13 protein-coding genes are annotated in these 18823 nt (G+C 68.5%); 4 read left to right on the forward strand and 9 right to left on the reverse strand.

Annotation, left to right across the window (positions count from 1 at the left end):
* Positions 1 to 125: 125 nt before the first annotated feature.
* Positions 126 to 1598 (reverse strand): N-acetylglucosamine/diacetylchitobiose ABC transporter substrate-binding protein, encoded by a 1473-nt coding sequence (gene ngcE, locus SCAB_RS09960; protein WP_012999943.1) that lies wholly within the window; start codon positions 1596 to 1598, stop codon positions 126 to 128.
* A gap of 726 nt (positions 1599 to 2324) precedes the next feature.
* Here ngcE and SCAB_RS09965 point away from each other — a divergent pair.
* On the forward strand, positions 2325 to 6122 hold the full coding sequence (locus SCAB_RS09965; protein WP_037724423.1) for a GH92 family glycosyl hydrolase: 3798 nt from the start codon (positions 2325 to 2327) through the stop codon (positions 6120 to 6122).
* Positions 6123 to 6191: 69 nt separating this feature from the next.
* Here SCAB_RS09965 and SCAB_RS09970 read toward each other — a convergent pair whose 3' ends face one another.
* The 3 genes from SCAB_RS09970 to acnA all read right to left on the reverse strand — a co-directional run bounded on the left by SCAB_RS09970 (position 6192) and on the right by acnA (position 10886).
* Positions 6192 to 7265, reverse strand: coding sequence for a lytic polysaccharide monooxygenase auxiliary activity family 9 protein (locus SCAB_RS09970; RefSeq protein ID WP_012999945.1), 1074 nt, complete (start codon positions 7263 to 7265; stop codon positions 6192 to 6194).
* A 258-nt stretch (positions 7266 to 7523) separates the two neighbouring features.
* A complete protein-coding gene (locus tag SCAB_RS09975) occupies positions 7524 to 8018 on the reverse strand; it encodes a hypothetical protein (protein ID WP_374194887.1) in 495 nt (164 codons plus the stop codon).
* A 150-nt stretch (positions 8019 to 8168) separates the two neighbouring features.
* The gene (gene acnA, locus SCAB_RS09980) at positions 8169 to 10886 is read right to left on the reverse strand and encodes an aconitate hydratase AcnA (RefSeq protein ID WP_012999947.1); all 2718 of its coding nucleotides are present in this window, start codon (positions 10884 to 10886) and stop codon (positions 8169 to 8171) included.
* Between the two features lie 456 nt (positions 10887 to 11342).
* Here acnA and SCAB_RS09985 point away from each other — a divergent pair, with 456 nt between their 5' ends.
* The 3 genes from SCAB_RS09985 to SCAB_RS09995 all read left to right on the forward strand — a co-directional run bounded on the left by SCAB_RS09985 (position 11343) and on the right by SCAB_RS09995 (position 14011).
* Positions 11343 to 12065 carry a VOC family protein gene (locus tag SCAB_RS09985; RefSeq protein WP_041669009.1) on the forward strand — a complete coding sequence of 241 codons (723 nt, stop codon included), beginning with the start codon at positions 11343 to 11345 and terminating at the stop codon, positions 12063 to 12065.
* 116 nt (positions 12066 to 12181) lie between these two features.
* The gene (locus tag SCAB_RS09990) at positions 12182 to 12379 is read left to right on the forward strand and encodes a DUF4236 domain-containing protein (RefSeq protein ID WP_012999948.1); all 198 of its coding nucleotides are present in this window, start codon (positions 12182 to 12184) and stop codon (positions 12377 to 12379) included.
* A 102-nt stretch (positions 12380 to 12481) separates the two neighbouring features.
* Positions 12482 to 14011 carry a helix-turn-helix domain-containing protein gene (locus SCAB_RS09995; RefSeq protein WP_012999949.1) on the forward strand — a complete coding sequence of 510 codons (1530 nt, stop codon included), beginning with the start codon at positions 12482 to 12484 and terminating at the stop codon, positions 14009 to 14011.
* A gap of 146 nt (positions 14012 to 14157) precedes the next feature.
* Here SCAB_RS09995 and SCAB_RS10000 read toward each other — a convergent pair whose 3' ends face one another.
* From SCAB_RS10000 to SCAB_RS44620, 5 genes are all read right to left on the reverse strand, one after another.
* Positions 14158 to 15378 carry a tyrosine-type recombinase/integrase gene (locus SCAB_RS10000; RefSeq protein WP_010353096.1) on the reverse strand — a complete coding sequence of 407 codons (1221 nt, stop codon included), beginning with the start codon at positions 15376 to 15378 and terminating at the stop codon, positions 14158 to 14160.
* An 80-nt stretch (positions 15379 to 15458) separates the two neighbouring features.
* Positions 15459 to 15770 carry a helix-turn-helix transcriptional regulator gene (locus SCAB_RS10005; protein WP_010353097.1) on the reverse strand — a complete coding sequence of 104 codons (312 nt, stop codon included), beginning with the start codon at positions 15768 to 15770 and terminating at the stop codon, positions 15459 to 15461.
* Positions 15771 to 15990: 220 nt separating this feature from the next.
* A complete protein-coding gene (locus SCAB_RS10010; protein WP_010353098.1) occupies positions 15991 to 16617 on the reverse strand; it encodes a tyrosine-type recombinase/integrase in 627 nt (208 codons plus the stop codon).
* A 492-nt stretch (positions 16618 to 17109) separates the two neighbouring features.
* A complete protein-coding gene (locus SCAB_RS10020) occupies positions 17110 to 18585 on the reverse strand; it encodes a tyrosine-type recombinase/integrase (protein WP_012999951.1) in 1476 nt (491 codons plus the stop codon).
* Positions 18582 to 18779 carry a helix-turn-helix transcriptional regulator gene (locus tag SCAB_RS44620; protein ID WP_037724418.1) on the reverse strand — a complete coding sequence of 66 codons (198 nt, stop codon included), beginning with the start codon at positions 18777 to 18779 and terminating at the stop codon, positions 18582 to 18584. The genes SCAB_RS10020 and SCAB_RS44620 overlap by 4 nt, the downstream gene beginning before the upstream one ends.
* Between the last annotated feature and the right edge of the window lie 44 nt (positions 18780 to 18823).

An 18823-nucleotide genomic window follows, 5' to 3' on the forward strand; every position in this document is an offset into this window, starting at 1 on the left:
GGCGCGCCCCTGTTTTTCGGGGACACGGGGAAGTTTTTCGGGGGACACGGGGAACTGCGCGGTGAGCCACCACGAACCCGCAGCTCACCACAGTGCGCAGCTCTCCCGGCGCTCCGACGCCCGAACTAGTCCCGATGGTTCTTCTTGGATTCGGGATCCTTGGCCTGCTTGTCCACGGCGGCCTGGGCCCGCTTGAGCCATTCGGCCGGCTGGATCCGCTTGGCCATCAGTTCGTTCGACGCGTTCTGGATCGCCGTGTCCATCTCGCTGTACCACTCGGTGTACAGGTAACGGAACGTGTTGTCACCGGCGGCCTTGGACACCTCCACCGTCGACTGCGTACCGGGCCGCAGGGAGACACCGGGGTCGACCCCGTCCTTCACGATCGTCAGGGAGTTCGCCTCCTTGGCGAACAGCGTCGACCACTCCTTGGAGAGCATCATCCGCATGAATTCCTTGGCCGCGGGGAGGTTCTTCGCCTTGGCCGGGATGATGAACGGCTCGCCCGAGCCGGCCCGGATCGCCTCGAACGGCATCACGCTGTCCGGCAGCAGGGGCATCGGCATGAACGTCATCTCGAAGTCGTCCGGGGTCTGCTTCAGCTGCTCGTTCTCCAGCCAGGACCCGGAGGTGATGAACACGGCCTTGTACTGGTTCCAGCGGGCCTGGGACTCCGTATGGGTGAGGCCGTTGGTGCCGGGCATCAGATAGCCCTTCTCGACGACCTCGTAGATCGCCTCGACGCCGGCCTTCGCGGCGTCGGAGCCGACGAACGCCTTCGGGTCGAGGTTGTCGATCGCCTTCATGGCGTCCAGACCGCCCGTCTTGGCGATCAGGTCCATGATGGCGACGTTGATGTAGTATGGGTACTTGCCCTGGTGGGCGAGGCCGCCGATGTCCTTGGCCTTGGCCTCCTTGCAGATGGCGAGGAAGTCGGCCCAGGTCTTGGGCTCCTCCCAGCCGTTCTCCTTGAAGAGCTTGCCGGAGTACCACAGGCCCCACACCGTGTAGATGTAGTTCAGGGCGACGACCTTGTTCTCCTGCATGCCGGCGTCGAGCGTGCCGGGGATCAGGGTGTCGCGGACCTTCTTGCCCGGGTCGTCGATCGAGGGGGCGTCCAGCACCTCGGCGAGGTCGAGGAGCTGGCCGTTCTTGTAGAGGACGTCGATCGGGATCTGCTGGGCGCCGGAGTCGTCGACGATGTCCGGCGGGTTGCCCGCGTTGAACCGCGGCTGGAGCTTGCCGGTGATCTCCTGGGTGCCGGTGTGGGTGGAGGTGACCCCCCACTTCTTCTGGAAGGCGGCCTCCCATGTCCTGGCGTAGGCGTCGCCGTAGCCGCCCTTGAAGATGACGACGTCGAGCTTGCTGCCCTTCTTGACGCCGAACGGGTTCGACGCGGAGGTCTTGCCCTGGCTGTCCTCGGAGGTGTCGTCCCCGCCGCCGCCGCTGGCGCACGCGGACAGGACGCTCATCGTCGGGACGGTGATCAGGCCCAGCGCGGCGGAACGCTTGATCAGATCGCGGCGGCCTACGCCTTCGGGGCCGGTGCCGACGCCCCCGTCGGGGCCGTGGTCGTTCTCGGCGGTCGTGGATCCCATGCTCAAGTCCTCGCCTTCTCCAGGACTCAGGCGGTGAACCGGATCCTCCCGGCACCGCGGTCGGTTCAAGCTGGGGTCGTGCGTGAGGATTCAACAGGGGCAAGACGGCGGTCCGCGCGCGGACACGTCCGCGACCGCCGGTAATTCCCCCCAGGTAGGGCCCGTCCGCGCCTGGGTGACCATGATGCGGACGCCGACAGGTATAGTCCACTTCCCGCCAGAGGGGCAAGATCGAATGCAAGGTTCGCCTTCGGTCTTTTCCGAGTTGAGACCTCCCGGAAATCTGAGCGGCCTCGCGTCGCCCGACCGGAAAATTCCCGCCATTCGCCCGGGATGGCGCACTCAACCCCCTTGACATCACTCCTCACTTCCACCCCTACTGGTCCCTGCGTTCACGCGGTCGACAACGTTGTCCCCATTCGGTCGTTCTGATCGAGAACTGTCTTCCGGACCCAGGGTCTGTCGTTTGGATCATGCCGGTTTCGGGCCACGGTGTCTGATGACCGTCGGTGAGCGGGGCTCGGTGCGTGCAGCTGCAAGGCGGAGGAAGGCGTCGACGCGATGGGGGTACCTCCCGCTCGAGCGAAGCCGAGAGTGGGGGAGTCGGCAACTGACGACAACGCCGCTGGGGGTCCCCCCACGCCCTTGAGGCAGTGGGGGAGTGCGTGCCGAGCCCCGCGGCCCAGGCTTGATCCAAACGACAGGCCCTAAGGAGGGTGCTCGCGGATGCGGCACGGACGGGGTTTCACACTGGCGCTCGGCGCCGCCGCCTTCGCCCTGGTGGTGGCCTCGCAGGGCGCGGCGGTCGCGTTACCGGACCGGCCCGCGGCCGGTGAGCGGGAGTTCGGCTCCTCGTTCGAACCGGACGACCCGGCTCCGGACTGGCTCAGCACGACCGACACGGCACCGGACGGGTCCCCGCGCGCGTCCGGCGTCGACGGCGGCTACACCACCGGCATCCCGGGGGACATCACCGACCGCGTCACCGACGTACGGGCCAGCGGCGAGAACACGAGCGGCGGTGAGGTGAAGGAGAACCTCGTCGACGGCGAGCCCGGCACCAAGTGGCTCACGTTCCAGCCCACGGGCTGGGCGGAGTTCGACCTCGACCGGCCCGCCGAGGTCGTCACCTACGCGCTGACCTCGGCGAACGACGCCGAGACGCGCGACCCGAAGGACTGGACCCTCAGGGGTTCGACCGACGGCAAGGAGTGGAAGACCCTCGACACCCGGTCCGGTGAGAGCTTCGGGCAGCGGTTCCTCACGAAGTCGTACGACGTCCCCGCGGGCGCGGTGGCCGCCTATCGGCACTTCCGGCTCGACATCACCGGGAACAACGGCGCCTCGATGATCACCCAGCTCGCCGATGTGCGCTTCTCCACGGGCGGCGGGCAGGCACCCGCGCCGAAGGAGATGCTGTCGCTGGTCGACCGGGGTCCGAGCGGCTCGGCGACCGCGAAGGCAGGCGTGGGCTTCACCGGCGCGCGGGCCCTCGGATACGCGGGCCGGCACACGGCACAGGGCCGGGCGTACGCGTACAACAAGATCTTCGACGTCGACGTGACCGTCGAGCGGAACACCGAGCTGGCGTACCGGATCTTCCCGTCGATGGCCGCCGGGGACCTGGACCACGACGCCACGAACGTCTCGGTCGACCTGGTCTTCACCGACGGCACCTCGCTCAGCGAGCTGGGGGCGGTGGACGGACACGGGTTCCCGCTGTCGCCGCGCGGCCAGGGCACGGCGAAGGTGCTGTACGTCAACCAGTGGAACGACGTCGTCTCCCGGATCGGCTCGGTCGCGGCCGGGCGGACCGTGGACCGGATCGTGGTGGCGTACGACTCCCCGGAGGGCCCGGCGAGGTTCCGCGGCTGGCTCGACGACGTCACGCTGCGGGTGCGGGCGCCCGAACCGCCGAAGGCGCATCTCTCCGACTACGCGGTGACGACCAGGGGAACGAACTCCGGCGCCGGGTTCTCCCGCGGCAACAACATTCCGGCGACCGCCGTGCCCCATGGCTTCAACTTCTGGACGCCGGTCACCAACGCGGGCTCACTGAGCTGGCTCTACGACTACGCGCGGGCCAACGACGCGGACAACCTCCCCACCCTCCAGGCGTTCAGCGCCAGTCATGAGCCGAGCCCGTGGATGGGCGACCGGCAGACCTTCCAGGTGATGCCCTCGGCCGCCGCAGGCACTCCCGAACTGAGCCGTTCCGCAAGGGCGTTGGCGTTCCGGCACGAGAACGAGACCGCCCGGCCGTACTACTACGGGGTCCGCTTCGAGAACGGCGTCAGGGCCGAGATGGCACCGACGGACCACGCGGCGGCGCTGCGCTTCACCTATCCCGGCGACGACGCGAGCGTCCTCTTCGACAACGTGACCGACCAGGCGGGCCTGACCCTGGACAAGGACGCGGGCATCGTCACGGGATTCTCGGACGTGAAGTCCGGGCTCTCCACGGGCGCGACCCGCCTCTTCGTGTACGGGGTCTTCGACGCCCCCGTCACGGACGGCGGCTCGGCCGGGGTGAAGGGCCACCTCCGCTTCGACGCCGGCGAGGACCACACGGTGACGCTCCGCCTGGCCACCTCCCTCATCGGCCTGGACCAGGCGAAGGACAACCTGCGCCGGGAGATCCCGGACGGCACGGCCTTCGGGACGGTGAAGAACCGGGCACGGGCGCAGTGGGACCGGATCCTCGGCAAGGTCGAGGTCGAGGGCGCGACCCCGGAGCAGCTCACCACGCTGTACTCCAGCCTCTACCGCCTCTACCTGTACCCCAACTCGGGCTTCGAGAAGGTGGGTTCGAAGCACCGGTACGCCTCGCCGTTCTCCCCCATGACGGGTCCGGACACCCCGACCCGCACCGGGGCGAAGATCGTCGACGGCAAGGTGTACGTCAACAACGGCTTCTGGGACACCTACCGGACGACCTGGCCCGCGTACGCGCTGCTGACGCCCGGTCAGGCGGGGCGGATGGCCGACGGGTTCGTTCAGCAGTACAAGGACGGCGGCTGGACCTCCCGCTGGTCCTCCCCCGGCTACGCGGACCTGATGACCGGCACCTCCTCGGACGTGGCGTTCGCGGACGCGTACGTCAAGGGAGTGGACTTCGACGCGGAGACCGCGTACGAGGCGGCCCTGAAGAACGCCACGGTCGTGCCGCCCTCGCCGGGCGTGGGCCGCAAGGGGATGGCCGCCTCCCCCTTCCTCGGCTACACCTCCACGGACACCCACGAGGGCCTGTCCTGGGCGCTGGAGGGCTACCTCAACGACTACGGCATCGCCCGGATGGGCCGGGCCCTGTACCGGAAGACGGGTGAGAGGCGCTACGCGGAGGAGTCCGCCTACTTCCTCGACCGGGCCCGGAACTATGTGCGGCTGTTCGACGAGAAGGCCGGCTTCTTCCAGGGCAGGGACGCCGAGGGGGCCTGGCGGGTCGACTCCTCGGCGTACGACCCCCGCGTCTGGGGCTACGACTACACCGAGACCAACGGCTGGGGCTACGCCTTCACCGCGCCGCAGGACAGCAGGGGCCTGGCCAACCTGTACGGCGGCCGCGGCGGGCTGGCGAGGAAGCTGGACACGTACTTCGCCACCCCGGAGACGGCCTCCCCCGACCTCGTGGGCTCCTACGGCGGCGTCATCCACGAGATGACCGAGGCCCGTGACGTGCGCATGGGCATGTACGGGCACTCCAACCAGGTCGCCCACCACGCGATCTACATGTACGACGCCGCCGGGCAGCCCTGGAAGGCCCAGGAGAAGGTGCGCGAGGTGCTCTCCCGGCTCTATGTCGGCAGCTCCATCGGCCAGGGCTACCACGGCGACGAGGACAACGGCGAGCAGTCCGCCTGGTTCCTGTTCTCCGCGCTCGGCTTCTATCCGCTGGTGATGGGCAGCGGCGAGTACGCCGTCGGCTCCCCGCTGTTCACCAGGGCGACCGTCCATCTGGAGAACGGCAGGGACCTGGTGGTCGAGGCTCCTGAGAACAGCGCGCGGAACGTGTACGTCCAGGGGCTGAAGGTCGACGGCAGGCCCTGGACCTCGACCTCGCTGCCGCACTCGCTCCTCTCCCGGGGCGGCACGCTGAGGTTCGCCATGGGCCCGGAGCCGTCCCGCTGGGGCACCGGCGAGAAGGCGGCCCCGGTGTCGATCACGAAGGACGACAGGGTCCCGGCGCCCCGCTCGGACGCCGCCCGGGGCGAGGGCGCGCTGTTCGACGACACCTCCGCGACCAAGGCGTCGGCCGGGACGGTGCCGCTCGCGGTACCGGCCCGCACGAAGGCGGTCCGGTACACGCTGACCTCGGCAGGCCGGGACGAGGCCCCGACGGGGTGGACCCTCCAGGCGTCGGCCGACGGCGGCACCTGGAGGACCCTCGACAGGCGCTCCGGTGAATCCTTCGCCTGGGACCGCCAGACCCGGGTCTTCTCGATCACGGCCCCGAAGGCGTACGACCACTACCGCCTCGTCCTCGACGGCACGGCGACGCTGGCGGAGGTGGAGCTGCTGGCCTGACCTCGGCCGGGGCCGGGAGCGGCGACGCACCCGGCCCCGGCCGCCGGCAGGCCGGGGCCGGCCGGGCCCTCAGCCCACCCGGCAGGGCAAGGTCGTCGCGGGATCACCTCCCGGCCCCTGCACCACATAGCCGAAGGTCGCGGTCTTGCCCGGATCCAGCGCCCCGTTCCAGTTGGCGTTGTGCACCATCACGTTCTGTCCGTTGTAGGTCGCGCTGCCGCTCCAGAGGCTGTCGACCTTCTGCCCGGCGGGCAACGTCCAGTCGACCATCCAGCCGAGCATCGGCACATCGCCGGTGTTGGTGACGACGACCTCGGACTGGTAGCCGCCGGACCAGCTGCCCGTCGTACGACGGGTGGCGGAGCACGTACCCGGCACCGGCTCGCTGGGATTGCCGGGCTGCTTGATGCCGGTCACCTCGCCGTTGCCGCCGTCGAAGACGATGTCGGAGCAGGAGTAGAAGGTCTCCTGGCTGTCGGAGCGCTGCCACACCATGTAGATGAGGTGGCGGCCCGACTTGTTCGCCGGCAGCTGGCCCCGCCAGGAGTAGTTGGCCTCGACCGTGCCCGGACTGCCGTTCAGCGGCGGGTGGTCGACGCTCAGGAAGGGCTGCGCCTCCAGGTCGTTCCAGGTGAGCGTCTTCGTCGGGTCGAAGCCGGGCTTGGTGATGTAGGCGTAGAACCAGCCCGGGTGCGCCGCCCATGCGTTGTAGGAGAAGTCGATGGTCGCGCCGGAGGTCAGATGGGTCAACGGCCAGTCGGCGCTGGGGGTGTTGAAACCGGTGAAGTTGGTGTTGCCACCGCTGCACAGCTGGCCGTCCGGGACGAAGCCGCGGGTGCGGCCGGCGCCGTCCGAGCGGAGCACCGAGAACCAGTTGTAGAAGGGTGTCGTCCCGCTCACCTGCTGGGCGGAACGGCACGCCGGGTTGATCGGCTTGATCTCACCGGTGTCGGTCAGCGCGTCCTGCCAGCACAGGAACGTGCGGCTGCCGGGTTTCATGGGCGTGCCGTGCGCCTCCGCCTTGCCGCTGCCGGCCGTGACGACCAGGCCGAGGGCCGGGATCGTGGTGACGAGGGCGAGCAGCACGAGCAGGAGTGCGTGGTGGCGTCGGGGCAGCCTTAATCGAAAATTAGTCATGCGCATGACAGATGCTCCTTGCATGTACGGCCGGGAGGTGGGGGACGTGCGCGTGCCGGTGCAAAGGTGCGGATGTGCCGGTGTGCGGGTGCGCGGTGCCCGTGCGCGGAGCGTGGTGCGGGGTGGGAGCACCGGTCCGGGCACGACGGGTTCCGGTCCGCCGCGCACATGGGAGCGCTCCCACCCCCACCTACTCCGGAAGCTAGCGCGGAGCGCCGCGCTTGTAAACGGCTGCGGGCGCCCTCTGTCGCCCGCGAGGCCGCCTCAGGTCACCGGACCCCGCGTCCAGCGGCGTTCAGTGCGCCGGCGCACGTCGGCCAGCAGTCGGCGGGTGAGCTTCGCGTGCGTTCCGCTGCCCAGGGCGAGGAGGCGGTAGAGACCGCCGGCGGGGCCCGGGAAGACGGCGTGGGTCTCCGCGCGCAGGCGGACGTGGTCCGGGCCCTCCGCGTCGAGATGGAAGGTCCAGGTGTAGGAGGAGAAGCGGTGACGGCCCAGGAGGGTCAGCTGCCGGGACGGGACGGCGGCCGCCGTGCGGAAGCCGGGGAACGTCGTCGAGCCCGCCACGGGCGGTCGCGGGCCGGAGGCCGTGTGGTCGGCGCAGCCCACCAGCTTGGCGTAACGGACCGCGGCGGGACGGGAGAAGGCCCAGTCGAGCGTCTCTGCGAGGCCCCACCAGGCGTCGTCAGCCGTCGCCTCGATGAGGACGGTGTGCTCGTCGACGAACGGGAGGGGGGCACTGCGCCGCATCGGTGCATTCATGGGCCCAAGTCTTGGCCCTCCGGTCCCGGCACCGCCAGGTTTCCGCCCGGCGGGTCTGCGGGCCGACGGAACCGGGCCGGTGTCGGGCACGGCGAAGGGCCGCACCCCCGCCGTGCGGGGATGCGGCCCTCGACCGCCCTGCCGGTCCGCCTACTTGCGGATCAGGCTGCGCAGCACGTACTGCATGATGCCGCCGTTGCGGTAGTAGTCGGCCTCACCGGGGGTGTCGATGCGGACGACCGCGTCGAACTCGACGCCGCTGTCGGTGGTGACCTTCACCGTGCGCGGGGTGGTGCCGTTGTTCAGCTCCTCGACGCCGGTGAAGGAGAAGGTCTCCTCGCCGGTGAGGCCGAGGGAGGCGGCCGAGGCACCCTCCGGGAACTGCAGCGGGAGCACGCCCATGCCGATGAGGTTCGAGCGGTGGATGCGCTCGTAGGACTCGGCGATCACGGCCTTGACGCCGAGGAGGGCCGTGCCCTTGGCCGCCCAGTCGCGGGAGGAGCCGGAGCCGTACTCCTTGCCGGCCAGGATGACCAGCGGGATGCCCTGCTCGATGTAGTTGCGCGAGGCATCGTAGATGAACGACACCGGCGCGTCGGGCTGGGTGAAGTCGCGGGTGTAGCCGCCCTCGGTGCCCGGCGCGATCTGGTTGCGCAGGCGGATGTTGGCGAACGTGCCGCGGATCATGACCTCGTGGTTGCCGCGGCGCGAGCCGTAGCTGTTGAAGTCACGACGCTCGACACCGTGCTCCGTGAGGTACTTGCCTCCGGGGGTGTCGGCCTTGATCGCACCGGCCGGGGAGATGTGGTCGGTGGTGACCGAGTCGCCCAGCTTGGCGAGGACGCGGGCGCCGGCGATGTCGGAGACCGGGGTGGTCTCCATCGTCATGCCCTCGAAGTAGGGGGGCTTGCGGACGTACGTCGACTCCGCGTCCCACTCGAAGGTGTTGCCCTCGGGGATCGGCAGCGCCTGCCACTGGGCGTCGCCCGCGAAGACGTCCTGGTAGGACTTGTTGAACATGTCCTCGCCGATGGCGTTCGCCACGACGTCGTTGACCTCGGCCTCGGAGGGCCAGATGTCGGACAGGTAGACCGGCTTGCCCTCCTGGTCCGTACCGAGGGCGTCGCGGGTGATGTCCACCTTCATGGAGCCCGCGAGGGCGTACGCGACGACCAGCGGCGGGGAGGCCAGGTAGTTCATCTTGACGTCGGGGTTGATCCGGCCCTCGAAGTTCCGGTTGCCGGAGAGGACCGAGGTAACCGCGAGGTCGTGGTCGTTGACGGCCTTGGAGACCTCCTCCGGCAGCGGGCCGGAGTTGCCGATGCAGGTGGTGCAGCCGTAGCCGACGAGGTTGAAGCCGACCTTGTCGAGGTACGGGGTCAGGCCCGCCTTGTCGAAGTAGTCGGTGACGACCTTGGAGCCCGGGGCGAGGGTGGTCTTGACCCACGGCTTGCGGGTCAGGCCCTTCTCCACGGCCTTCTTCGCGACGAGCGCGGCGGCGACCATGACGTACGGGTTGGAGGTGTTGGTGCAGGAGGTGATGGCCGCGACCGTCACCGCGCCGTGGTCGATCTCGTACGTCGACCCGTCGGGGGCGGTCACGGTGACCGGGTTGGACGGGGCGCCGTTCGGGGCGACGGCCGGGGCGTCGGAGGCCGGGAAGGACTCCTTGCCGGACTCGTCCACGGAGTCGACGTAGTTGAGGACGTCGCTCTTGAACTGCTCGGCGGCGTTCGCGAGGACGATACGGTCCTGCGGGCGCTTCGGGCCGGCGATGGACGGGACGACCGTGGAGAGGTCCAGCTCCAGCTTCTCGGAGAAGTCGGGCTCGGCGGCCGGGTCCAGCCAGAGGCCCTGCTCCTTGGCGTACGCCTCGACGAGCGCGAGCTGCTGCTCTGAGCGGCCGGTGAGCTTGAGGTACTTGATGGTCTCGCCGTCGATCGGGAAGACCGCGGCGGTGGAGCCGAACTCCGGCGACATGTTGCCGATGGTGGCGCGGTTGGCGAGCGAGGTGGCGGCCACGCCCTCGCCGTAGAACTCGACGAACTTGCCGACGACACCGTGCTTGCGGAGCATCTCGGTGATCGTGAGCACGAGGTCGGTGGCGGTGGTGCCGGGGGTCAGCTCACCGGTGAGCTTGAAGCCGACGACGCGCGGGATGAGCATGGAGACCGGCTGGCCGAGCATCGCGGCCTCGGCCTCGATGCCGCCGACGCCCCAGCCGAGGACGCCGAGGCCGTTGACCATGGTGGTGTGCGAGTCGGTGCCGACGAGGGTGTCGGGGTACGCCTGGCCGCCCCGGACCATGACCGTGCGGGCCAGGTGCTCGATGTTCACCTGGTGGACGATGCCGGTGCCGGGGGGTACGACCTTGAAGTCGTCGAAGGCGGTCTGGCCCCAGCGCAGGAACTGGTAGCGCTCCTTGTTGCGGCCGTACTCCAGCTCGACGTTCTGGGCGAAGGCGTCGTGGGTGCCGAACTTGTCGGCGATGACGGAGTGGTCGATGACCAGCTCGGCCGGGGAGAGCGGGTTGACCTTGGCCGGGTCGCCGCCGAGCTCCTTGACGGCCTCACGCATGGTCGCGAGGTCCACGACACAGGGCACGCCCGTGAAGTCCTGCATGATCACGCGGGCCGGGGTGAACTGGATCTCCTGGCTGGGCTGCGCCTGCGAGTCCCAGCCGCCGAGGGCACGGATGTGGTCGGCGGTGATGTTCGCGCCGTCCTCCGTGCGGAGCAGGTTCTCCAGCAGGACCTTGAGGCTGTAGGGCAGGCGAGCCGAGCCCTCCACCTTGTCCAGCCGGAAGATCTCGTACGACTCGTCGCCCACCTGCAGCGTGCTGCGGGCGTCGAAGCTGTTCGCCGACACGACAGTCTCCTTCATTCCATGTGCGCGTACCACCGCATCCTGCCGCCAGGCCCTCTTGGCCGATCCGCTAAGGTAAGGCTAAGTTAGGTACCCCTTACCGGGGTGGCGGCCGAGGTGCGCCTCGGCAGATATCTCGATGTCGAGATAACAGTAGTACATGGGCGCGGGCTGGTCATGCCCGGCCCGATGTGGCGTGCGCCAATCTCCGGGCGCACTCCCAGCGTCCACCGGGCGTCATCCCAGCGTCCATCGGGCGCCATAACACCGCCCACCGGGCACCTCGAAGCCGCGAACGGGCGACCGCCGGGTGGCCTGAGACACCGCCGGGGGCACCGCCGGGGGCGTCGCTATTTGCGTTGCACGGCGGTTTCCCGGGTTCCTAGCATGGGGGGCCTCATGGGCACGGGGACGAGCCCGGTGCGCGGCCGTGAGTCAGCGGATCGGAGATCCCCCGACATGACCTCCCACCTGCACGCACTCTGTTTCGACGCGCACGACCCCGCCGGTCTGGCGCGGTTCTGGGCCGGCGTGCTGGGCTGGGAGACCACCGACGACCCCTACGGCGCCGTCGCGCTCGCCCCGGCCGACGAGAAGGGGTTCCGGCTCCGCTTCCTGCCGAGCCGGGAGGAGAAGACCGTCCCCAACCAGATGCACTTCGACCTCACCAGCCGGTCCCCGGAGGACCAGCGGCAGGTCGTGGCCAGGGCGCTCGCCCTCGGCGGCCGGCACATCGACATCGGCCAGCTCCCGGAAGAGGGACACGTGGTCCTCGCCGATCCCGAGGGCAACGAGTTCTGTGTCATCCCGCCGGGCAACGCGTTCCTCGCCGGCTGCGGCTTCGTCGGCGCCCTGGCGAGCGACGGCTCGCAGGAGGTCGGGCACTTCTGGAGCCGGGCCCTCGGCTGGCCCCTGGTCTGGGACCAGGACGAGGAGACCGCGATCCAGGCACCGCACGGCGGCACGAAGATCACCTGGGGCGGTCCGCCGCTGGCCCCGAAGACCGGGAAGTACCGCCTCCACTTCGATCTCGCCCTCCCCGCCGACGGCGACCACGGGGCGGAGGTCGACCGCCTCGTCTCGCTCGGCGCCACGCGGATCGACATCGGCCAGGGCGACGTCGACTGGGTGGTGCTGGCCGACCCCGACGGCCACGAGTTCTGCGTACTGCCGCCCCGCTGACGCGCACTCCCGAGCCAACACCCCGCACGGAGCGCGCAGTTGCCGTCGCACGACAGGGATGCGCGCCGCCGGGCGGGGTACCCGGTCCGTGTCATGTAGTCGGGAGGGAGGCACACATGCCGCTCACGTTCCGCAAGAGCTTCCGCATCCTGCCGGGTGTGCGACTGAACATCAACAAGCGCTCCTGGTCCATCACCACCGGAGGCCGCAACGGCCCCCGCCACACCCACAGCAGCACGGGGCGCCGTACGACCTCGATGGACCTGCCCGGCCCCTTCGGCTGGCGCCGTACGCGCAACGCCCGGCGCCACTGAGCCGCATCACGCGACTGACACCACATCACCTGAACGGCCCCTCGCCACACCCCCACAGGCCCCCCAAGAGGTGCAATCTCATATCTGAGATAACCTCGCCTCATGGCAGACGACTACCTCGAACGCATCGGCAAGCTCATCCGTGACGCAAGGCAGCACCGCGGCTGGACGCAGTCGCAGTTGGCGGAGGCTCTCGGTACGAGTCAGAGCGCGGTGAATCGTATCGAGCGCGGTAATCAAAACATCAGCCTTGAGATGATCGCCCGAATCGGTGAAGCGCTAGACAGCGAGATCGTCTCGCTGGGATACGCGGGTCCGATGCATCTGCGGGTGGTCGGCGGGCGTCGGCTGTCGGGTTCGATCGACGTGAAGACCAGCAAGAACGCGTGTGTCGCGCTGCTGTGCGCCTCCTTGTTGAACAAGGGGCGCACAGTGCTGCGCAGGGTGGCCCGCATCGAGGAGGTGTACCGCCTCCTGGAGGTGCTCGGCTCCATCGGCGTACGCACCCGGTGGATCAACGGCGGTGTCGACCTGGAGATCGCGCCGCCGGCCGCGCTGGACCTCGCCGCGATCGACGCGGACGCCGCCCGCCGCACCCGCTCGATCATCATGTTCCTCGGCCCCCTGCTGCACCGTATGGACCACTTCACACTGCCCTACGCGGGCGGTTGCGACCTGGGGACGCGGACGATCGAGCCGCACATGATCGCGCTGCGCCGGTTCGGCCTCGACATCACGGCCACCGAGGGGCTGTACCACGCCGAGGTGGACCGGTCGGTCACCCCCGGCCGGCCGATCGTGCTGACCGAGCGCGGGGACACGGTGACGGAGAACGCGCTGCTGGCCGCCGCCCGCCACGACGGTGTGACGGTCATCCGCAACGCCTCCTCCAACTACATGGTCCAGGACCTCTGCTTCTTCCTGGAGGCGCTCGGCGTTCGGGTGGAGGGCATCGGCACCACCACCCTCACCGTGCACGGAGTGCCGCACCTCGACGTGGACGTCGACTACTCGCCCTCCGAGGACCCGGTGGAGGCGATGAGCCTGGTGGCCGCCGCCGTCGTCACGGAGTCCGAACTGACCGTGCGCCGGGTGCCGATCGAGTTCCTGGAGATCGAACTGGCGGTCCTGGAGGAGATGGGCCTCGACCACGACCGCTCACCGGAGTACGTCGCCGACAACGGCCGTACCCGCCTGGTGGACCTCACCGTCCGCCCCTCGAAACTCCAGGCGCCGATCGACAAGATCCACCCCATGCCGTTCCCCGGCCTGAACATCGACAACGTCCCGTTCTTCGCGGCCATCGCCGCCTCCGCGCAGGGCCAGACCCTCATCCACGACTGGGTCTACGACAACCGCGCGATCTACCTGACCGACCTCAACCGCCTGGGCGGCCGGCTCCAACTCCTCGACCCGCACCGGGTGCTGGTCGAGGGCCCCACCCGCTGGCGCGCCGCCGAGATGATGTGCCCGCCGGCCCTCCGTCCGGCCGTGGTCGTCCTCCTGGCGATGATGGCCGCCGAGGGCACGTCGGTGCTCCGCAACGTCTATGTCATCAACCGGGGTTACGAGGACCTGGCGGAACGCCTGAACACGGTGGGGGCGCAGATCGAGATCTTCCGGGACATTTGATACGACGATGCCGCCGCACCCCGTCTGACCTGCGGTGAAGCGGGTCAGGAAGGGGTGCGGCGGCATCTGTGGGACTTCTCTGGGACTTTGCGCCTGGGGCGGGCTCCTACGGGCCGCGTTCCAGTCGGGCTGCCGTCCGGCTGCGGCTACGCGAAGATCGCGTCGATGGCCGCGGTGCCCCGTGCACCAGCGCGGGGCAGGAAGTGGGAGTACTTCCGCAGCGTGAACCCGGGGTCGGAGTGCCCCAGCCAGCGTGCCAGGGAGACGACCGATTCGCCAGCCTCCAGTTCCTCGGAGGCGTAGAAGTGGCGCAGGGCGTGGAAGCCGTGCTCCCGGGACGGCTCCCACACGCGAGTACCGTCGGTGCTGCCCTCGTCCAGCGGTGCGATCACGCCCGCCGTGGCCAGAGCGGGCTTCCACACGTAGGAGTTGAGGTAGTTCCGGTTGATGGCCTTCCGCTCGCGTCCCGTCACCAGGAGGTTGTAGGTCCTCGGCCGCCGGTGTTTGGCTTCCACCGGCGTCTTGGCCGGAGTCGGGTCGTCCCATGGCAGCGTGACCGGTACCGGCGCGAACTGCACCACGTGCTGCCGGATGGCCCGGGCGACGCTGGCCGGCAGCGGCACGTCGCGGACCTTGCGGCCCTTGGGAAGCGCGAAGCACAGTTTCGCCCGCACCATCTTGACCTGCCGCCGGACGTGCACGACTTCCTTCTCGAAGTCGATGTCGTCCGTCGAGAGACCGAGCGCCTCCCCTTGGCGGAGCCCGAGACCTGCTCCGATCACGAGGAGGAGTCGGTAGCGATCCGGCAGGGCCTCCCGTACCGCCAGGACCCGTTCGGGCGGCCATGCTTCGACCCTGCCGGGTGCGGCGGCCGGAGGGCCGACCGTGCTGGACCGGCATGGGTTACGTCCGAGGCGGCGATCCTCGACGGCAGCCTGGAGGATGCTGGAGAGCGTCGCCCAGACCAGACGGATGGAGGTCGGACCGAGGTCTTTCTCCATCCGCTTCTTCCAGTGACGCAGGACTTCCGCGCCGATGGCGTTGAGCGGCTGAGCCCCCAGGTGGGGAACGATGTGCCGGCGTACCCTCTGCTCGATCCGTTCGATCGTGGACGGGTCACCGCTCTGGGTGGGCCACCAGTGGGTGGCGATGTAGTCCTTGAGGGAGATGGCTCCATCGCGTGGATCGACGAACTCGCCTCGGCGTGCGTCGGTCTGGGCCTGAGCGAGCCAGGTCTTGGCGTCCTGGAGGGCGTCGAAGGAACGGTCCTTGACGCCGGGGATGCCCTTGACTCGGTAGCGGGTGCACTTGCCGTACATCGCGGTGCGGTCGCGCTTGCCGGTTTTCGGATTCGGGCGCTTCTTCAACCATCGGTCTTCTATGTAGCCGGCCAGGTGGAACTCCTTGTTGGTGGGGCACGGGGCCGCGTTCTACGACTGGTGGCGCTTCAGGTGCTGAGGAAGCGACTGGAGCGCTCCTGCGGAGGCGGGTTGAGCGGGTTGAGGGCAGGGTTGGAGCGGGAGTCGGCCTGCTCCTGTTCGCGGACCCAGGCGTCGAGTACTTCGAGCCGGTACATGACGCGGCCACGGGGCCCCATGCGGAAGCTCGGCGGCCCCTGCCGCCGGTGGCGCCAGACGTAGAGGGTGTGGGGAGAAAGGCCGAGATACTCGGCGGCGTCCTTCACGGTCAGGAACGCCGTATGTGCGGTGACCGGGGAGGCAGGCTTCGAGGATGCGGCAAGCAACGGGTGCGCGGGCATAGGAGGTTTCTGTGAGGCGCGGGAAGGGGGTGTGTCTGCGCAGGCGGAGAGACGGTCCTCCAGGGGCAGCATGCTCTCTCAGGATGGGCACCTCTCCTCGCACTGGAACTACGCAGAGACAGCTCGCCGTGTGACGGCATCGTCGCGATACTCGGTGCAGGAGAGGGAGAAAGCCCGTAGCTGGCCACGCTCCGCGGATCGGCCAGAGCGCGGGTCGGCTCTATTGCTTGATCTCCGGAAGGGCCGTGGCCTCGGCCAGGCGGTCCCAGTCGACCTCGACGCCATCCCCACGGAAGCAGTACGGGTAGCGAAGCGCCAACCAATACGGGGTCACGCCAGCCATCTCGGCAACCTCGAAGGACGAGAGGCCCATCCTCAGCCACTCGGCCATGCGGGACTCGCGGAGGATGGATATCGGCTCCCCCAGGCGCCACGAGTACAGCTCGTCCCGGGGCAGGACAGCTGCTTGGGCCTGCTCCCACAGCCGCTGCCAGGCGGAAGCCGAAAGCCGCCCACCACGCCTCCCGGGAAACAGCAAGTCATTCTCCCCCAGACCAGCCCCTTCGATCCACGCACGCAGAAACTCGACGTAATGGGGCTGGAGGGGAATTTCCCTCACGACCCCGCGGTGACGAGCCGTCAACTTACCCCCTCCACCCTCCGGGAACGCCACGTCTCGGACTCGCAGAGCACGAGCCTCGCCCGGACGCAGCGCCTGTTCAGCCACGGTGGCCATGAAGGGGTACACCGAGTGATCGGCACCCACGTGCTCTTGCATCCACTCAAGCAGCGATCGGACCTGCTCCGCGGACAGCAGCCATTCTTCGTCCATGACTTCATCGGACATATCTCTGAACTCCTTGGAAGAAACGACTCAATGCGCCATGCGGGGTTCGCGCGGCAGATTCAATGGTCTTCGGATTCGCCGGTTTGGCCAACCGGCGATCGTCGGCTATGTTTCGCCTTGCAGGCGGCGCCTGAGAACCGGAAACACGCCACCGTGCCTCCCCTGGACTGTCCTAGGTTTACTTGCTTCGCCCTGCTATTCCAGTCCGTTGGGGCCCCAAGCTGTCTGCCGTTGGCGAATCAGCGCAGCACCCCGAAGCCGGAGGCGCACCCAACAGCTCGGCTCTCGCTGGGTGGTCGACTGATACAACAGAGCAGGCGCCTTCTAAGCGCTTGGCCGCAGGTTCGAGTCCTGCCGGGGGCGCCACTGACCGCCGGTCAGGCTGGCGACGTTTTCGCAGGTCAGACTGCGTTTTCCTGGCCTTCCACGTTAATCGGATTCTTCGCCTCCGCCGGGAGGCGAGCCCGGCTGGCACCGACCAAAACCGGGCTTCTACGGGTGTCCGTCCCACATACGTCCCACAAAATCTGGGGTCGCGAGGCCGTTCTCTGAGCCCCTCCGAGCGCACAAGAGAGCGGCCGCTTTCGGGAGGTCTTGAACGCTTTCGATCCGTCTCAGGTAGTCATCCAGCTGGCCGACGATGCAGCGTGCGTAGATGGCCAGCAGCACCGGCACGCTGTTCCCGGCCCACTCGGCAACCTGGGCGGGCGGGATGCCGTTGTTGAGCCATGTCGTCAAGCAGGTGTGACGCAAGTCGTACACGCGCTTGCCGGTCGGTGACTTGAACTCGTGCTCGTCCAGTATCTCGTCGCGTGCCTTCGCCCAGACACGCCGGAAGACCGAGCCCGCCAGCATGCCCCCCTTCTCTCCCGGGAAGAGGAGGTCGGCAGGCTTGAGGTCGTATTCCTTGATGATCTCGCGAAGGAGCGCGACCAGGGAGGGGTGGATGGGGACCATCCGCGTGTCGCCCTCGCCTCGGCCCTTGAGATCCCTCTCCTCGTGGACGTCGCCGGTGTCAGTCCACTGGCTGCCGACTTCGGGCTGTGCTTCATGGACGAGGAACTCGCCCCATCCCGTCTCCGGCAAGGTGGCGTCACCCACACGGAGGGCGACGGCCTCCTCGGGACGAAGACCCGCGTAGTACAGAGTCGCAAAGAAGGCACGGTAGAGGAGCCCGCGGCGCGGACGCCCGCCTATCCAGTCCAGCATCTGGGCAACCAGGTCGCGGTTCAGCAGGCATCGCTTGTCGATGGCCTGCGCCACCTTCGGCGCGGTGCGTTCCCCCTTGCCCTTCGGGAGAGGGTTGGCCTTCAGGTAGTTATGCCTGATCGCGTAGCCCATGACCAGGTTCATGATCCGGTCGTTGCGCGTGACGGAGCTTGCCGCTGCCGCGGTCCCGTCCAAGAGGGTACCGAGAGCCGTGAGGACCTTGTCGACCGTCTCGGTCTTCTCCCAGGCACTCATCGGGAGGGCATTGCGCTTGACCCAGTCGAGGATCGTCTGCACTTCGGCCGGCACCGGGTTCTCGGGGTCGGTGCGCCGATTGACATTGAATGCGTACTCCCGCAGCGCCCGGCGAACCATCACAGGCTCGAAGTGCTTCGGCGGAGGCGTGCGCAGCAGGGCGATGGTCGCGTGCGTGAGCGCCTTGGCCATGTTCTTCCGGGTGTTTCCGGAAGCACGGGGCCATTTCCAGTCGACGTACTCGACAGCGAAGTCGTACCAATTGACCTCGGCGGCCTTGGACATCCAGGAGATAGGCCGACCCGTTTCGATGTCGAACGGCTCACGCTTCCTGTGCGCGGCCATCAGCTTCGAGCGCTCGTCATCAGCGACCGCGCTCTTCTTGTACGTCTTGCTGTGCTTCTTGTGGGCGACCTTCCAACGGACGGTGTAGGTGTTGCCCTTGGCCCGCTTGTTCGTCTCAATGGGGTAGAAGCGAACATCCAACGAGCTCGTGTCCGTCAAGAGTGGTCCTCACAATCCATAAGCCAGTTTTCGAAGTCACCGCGCCGTATTCGGAGGGAGCCGTTGGGCAGTCGGATGCAGCGCGGTCCGCGCCCCTTCTGGCGCCAGTCGTAGAAGGTCGACCGGGAGATCTGCAGCTCGGCGCAGACCTCGTCGACCGTGAGCTTTTGCCCCGGTCGAACCGCTACCGCCATGACGCCCCCTCGCGGTTGCGGATGGACGGGGAGTTGGCAGGCAA

It is taken from the genome of Streptomyces scabiei 87.22 (assembly GCF_000091305.1).
In the GTDB taxonomy this organism is placed as follows: domain Bacteria; phylum Actinomycetota; class Actinomycetes; order Streptomycetales; family Streptomycetaceae; genus Streptomyces; species Streptomyces scabiei.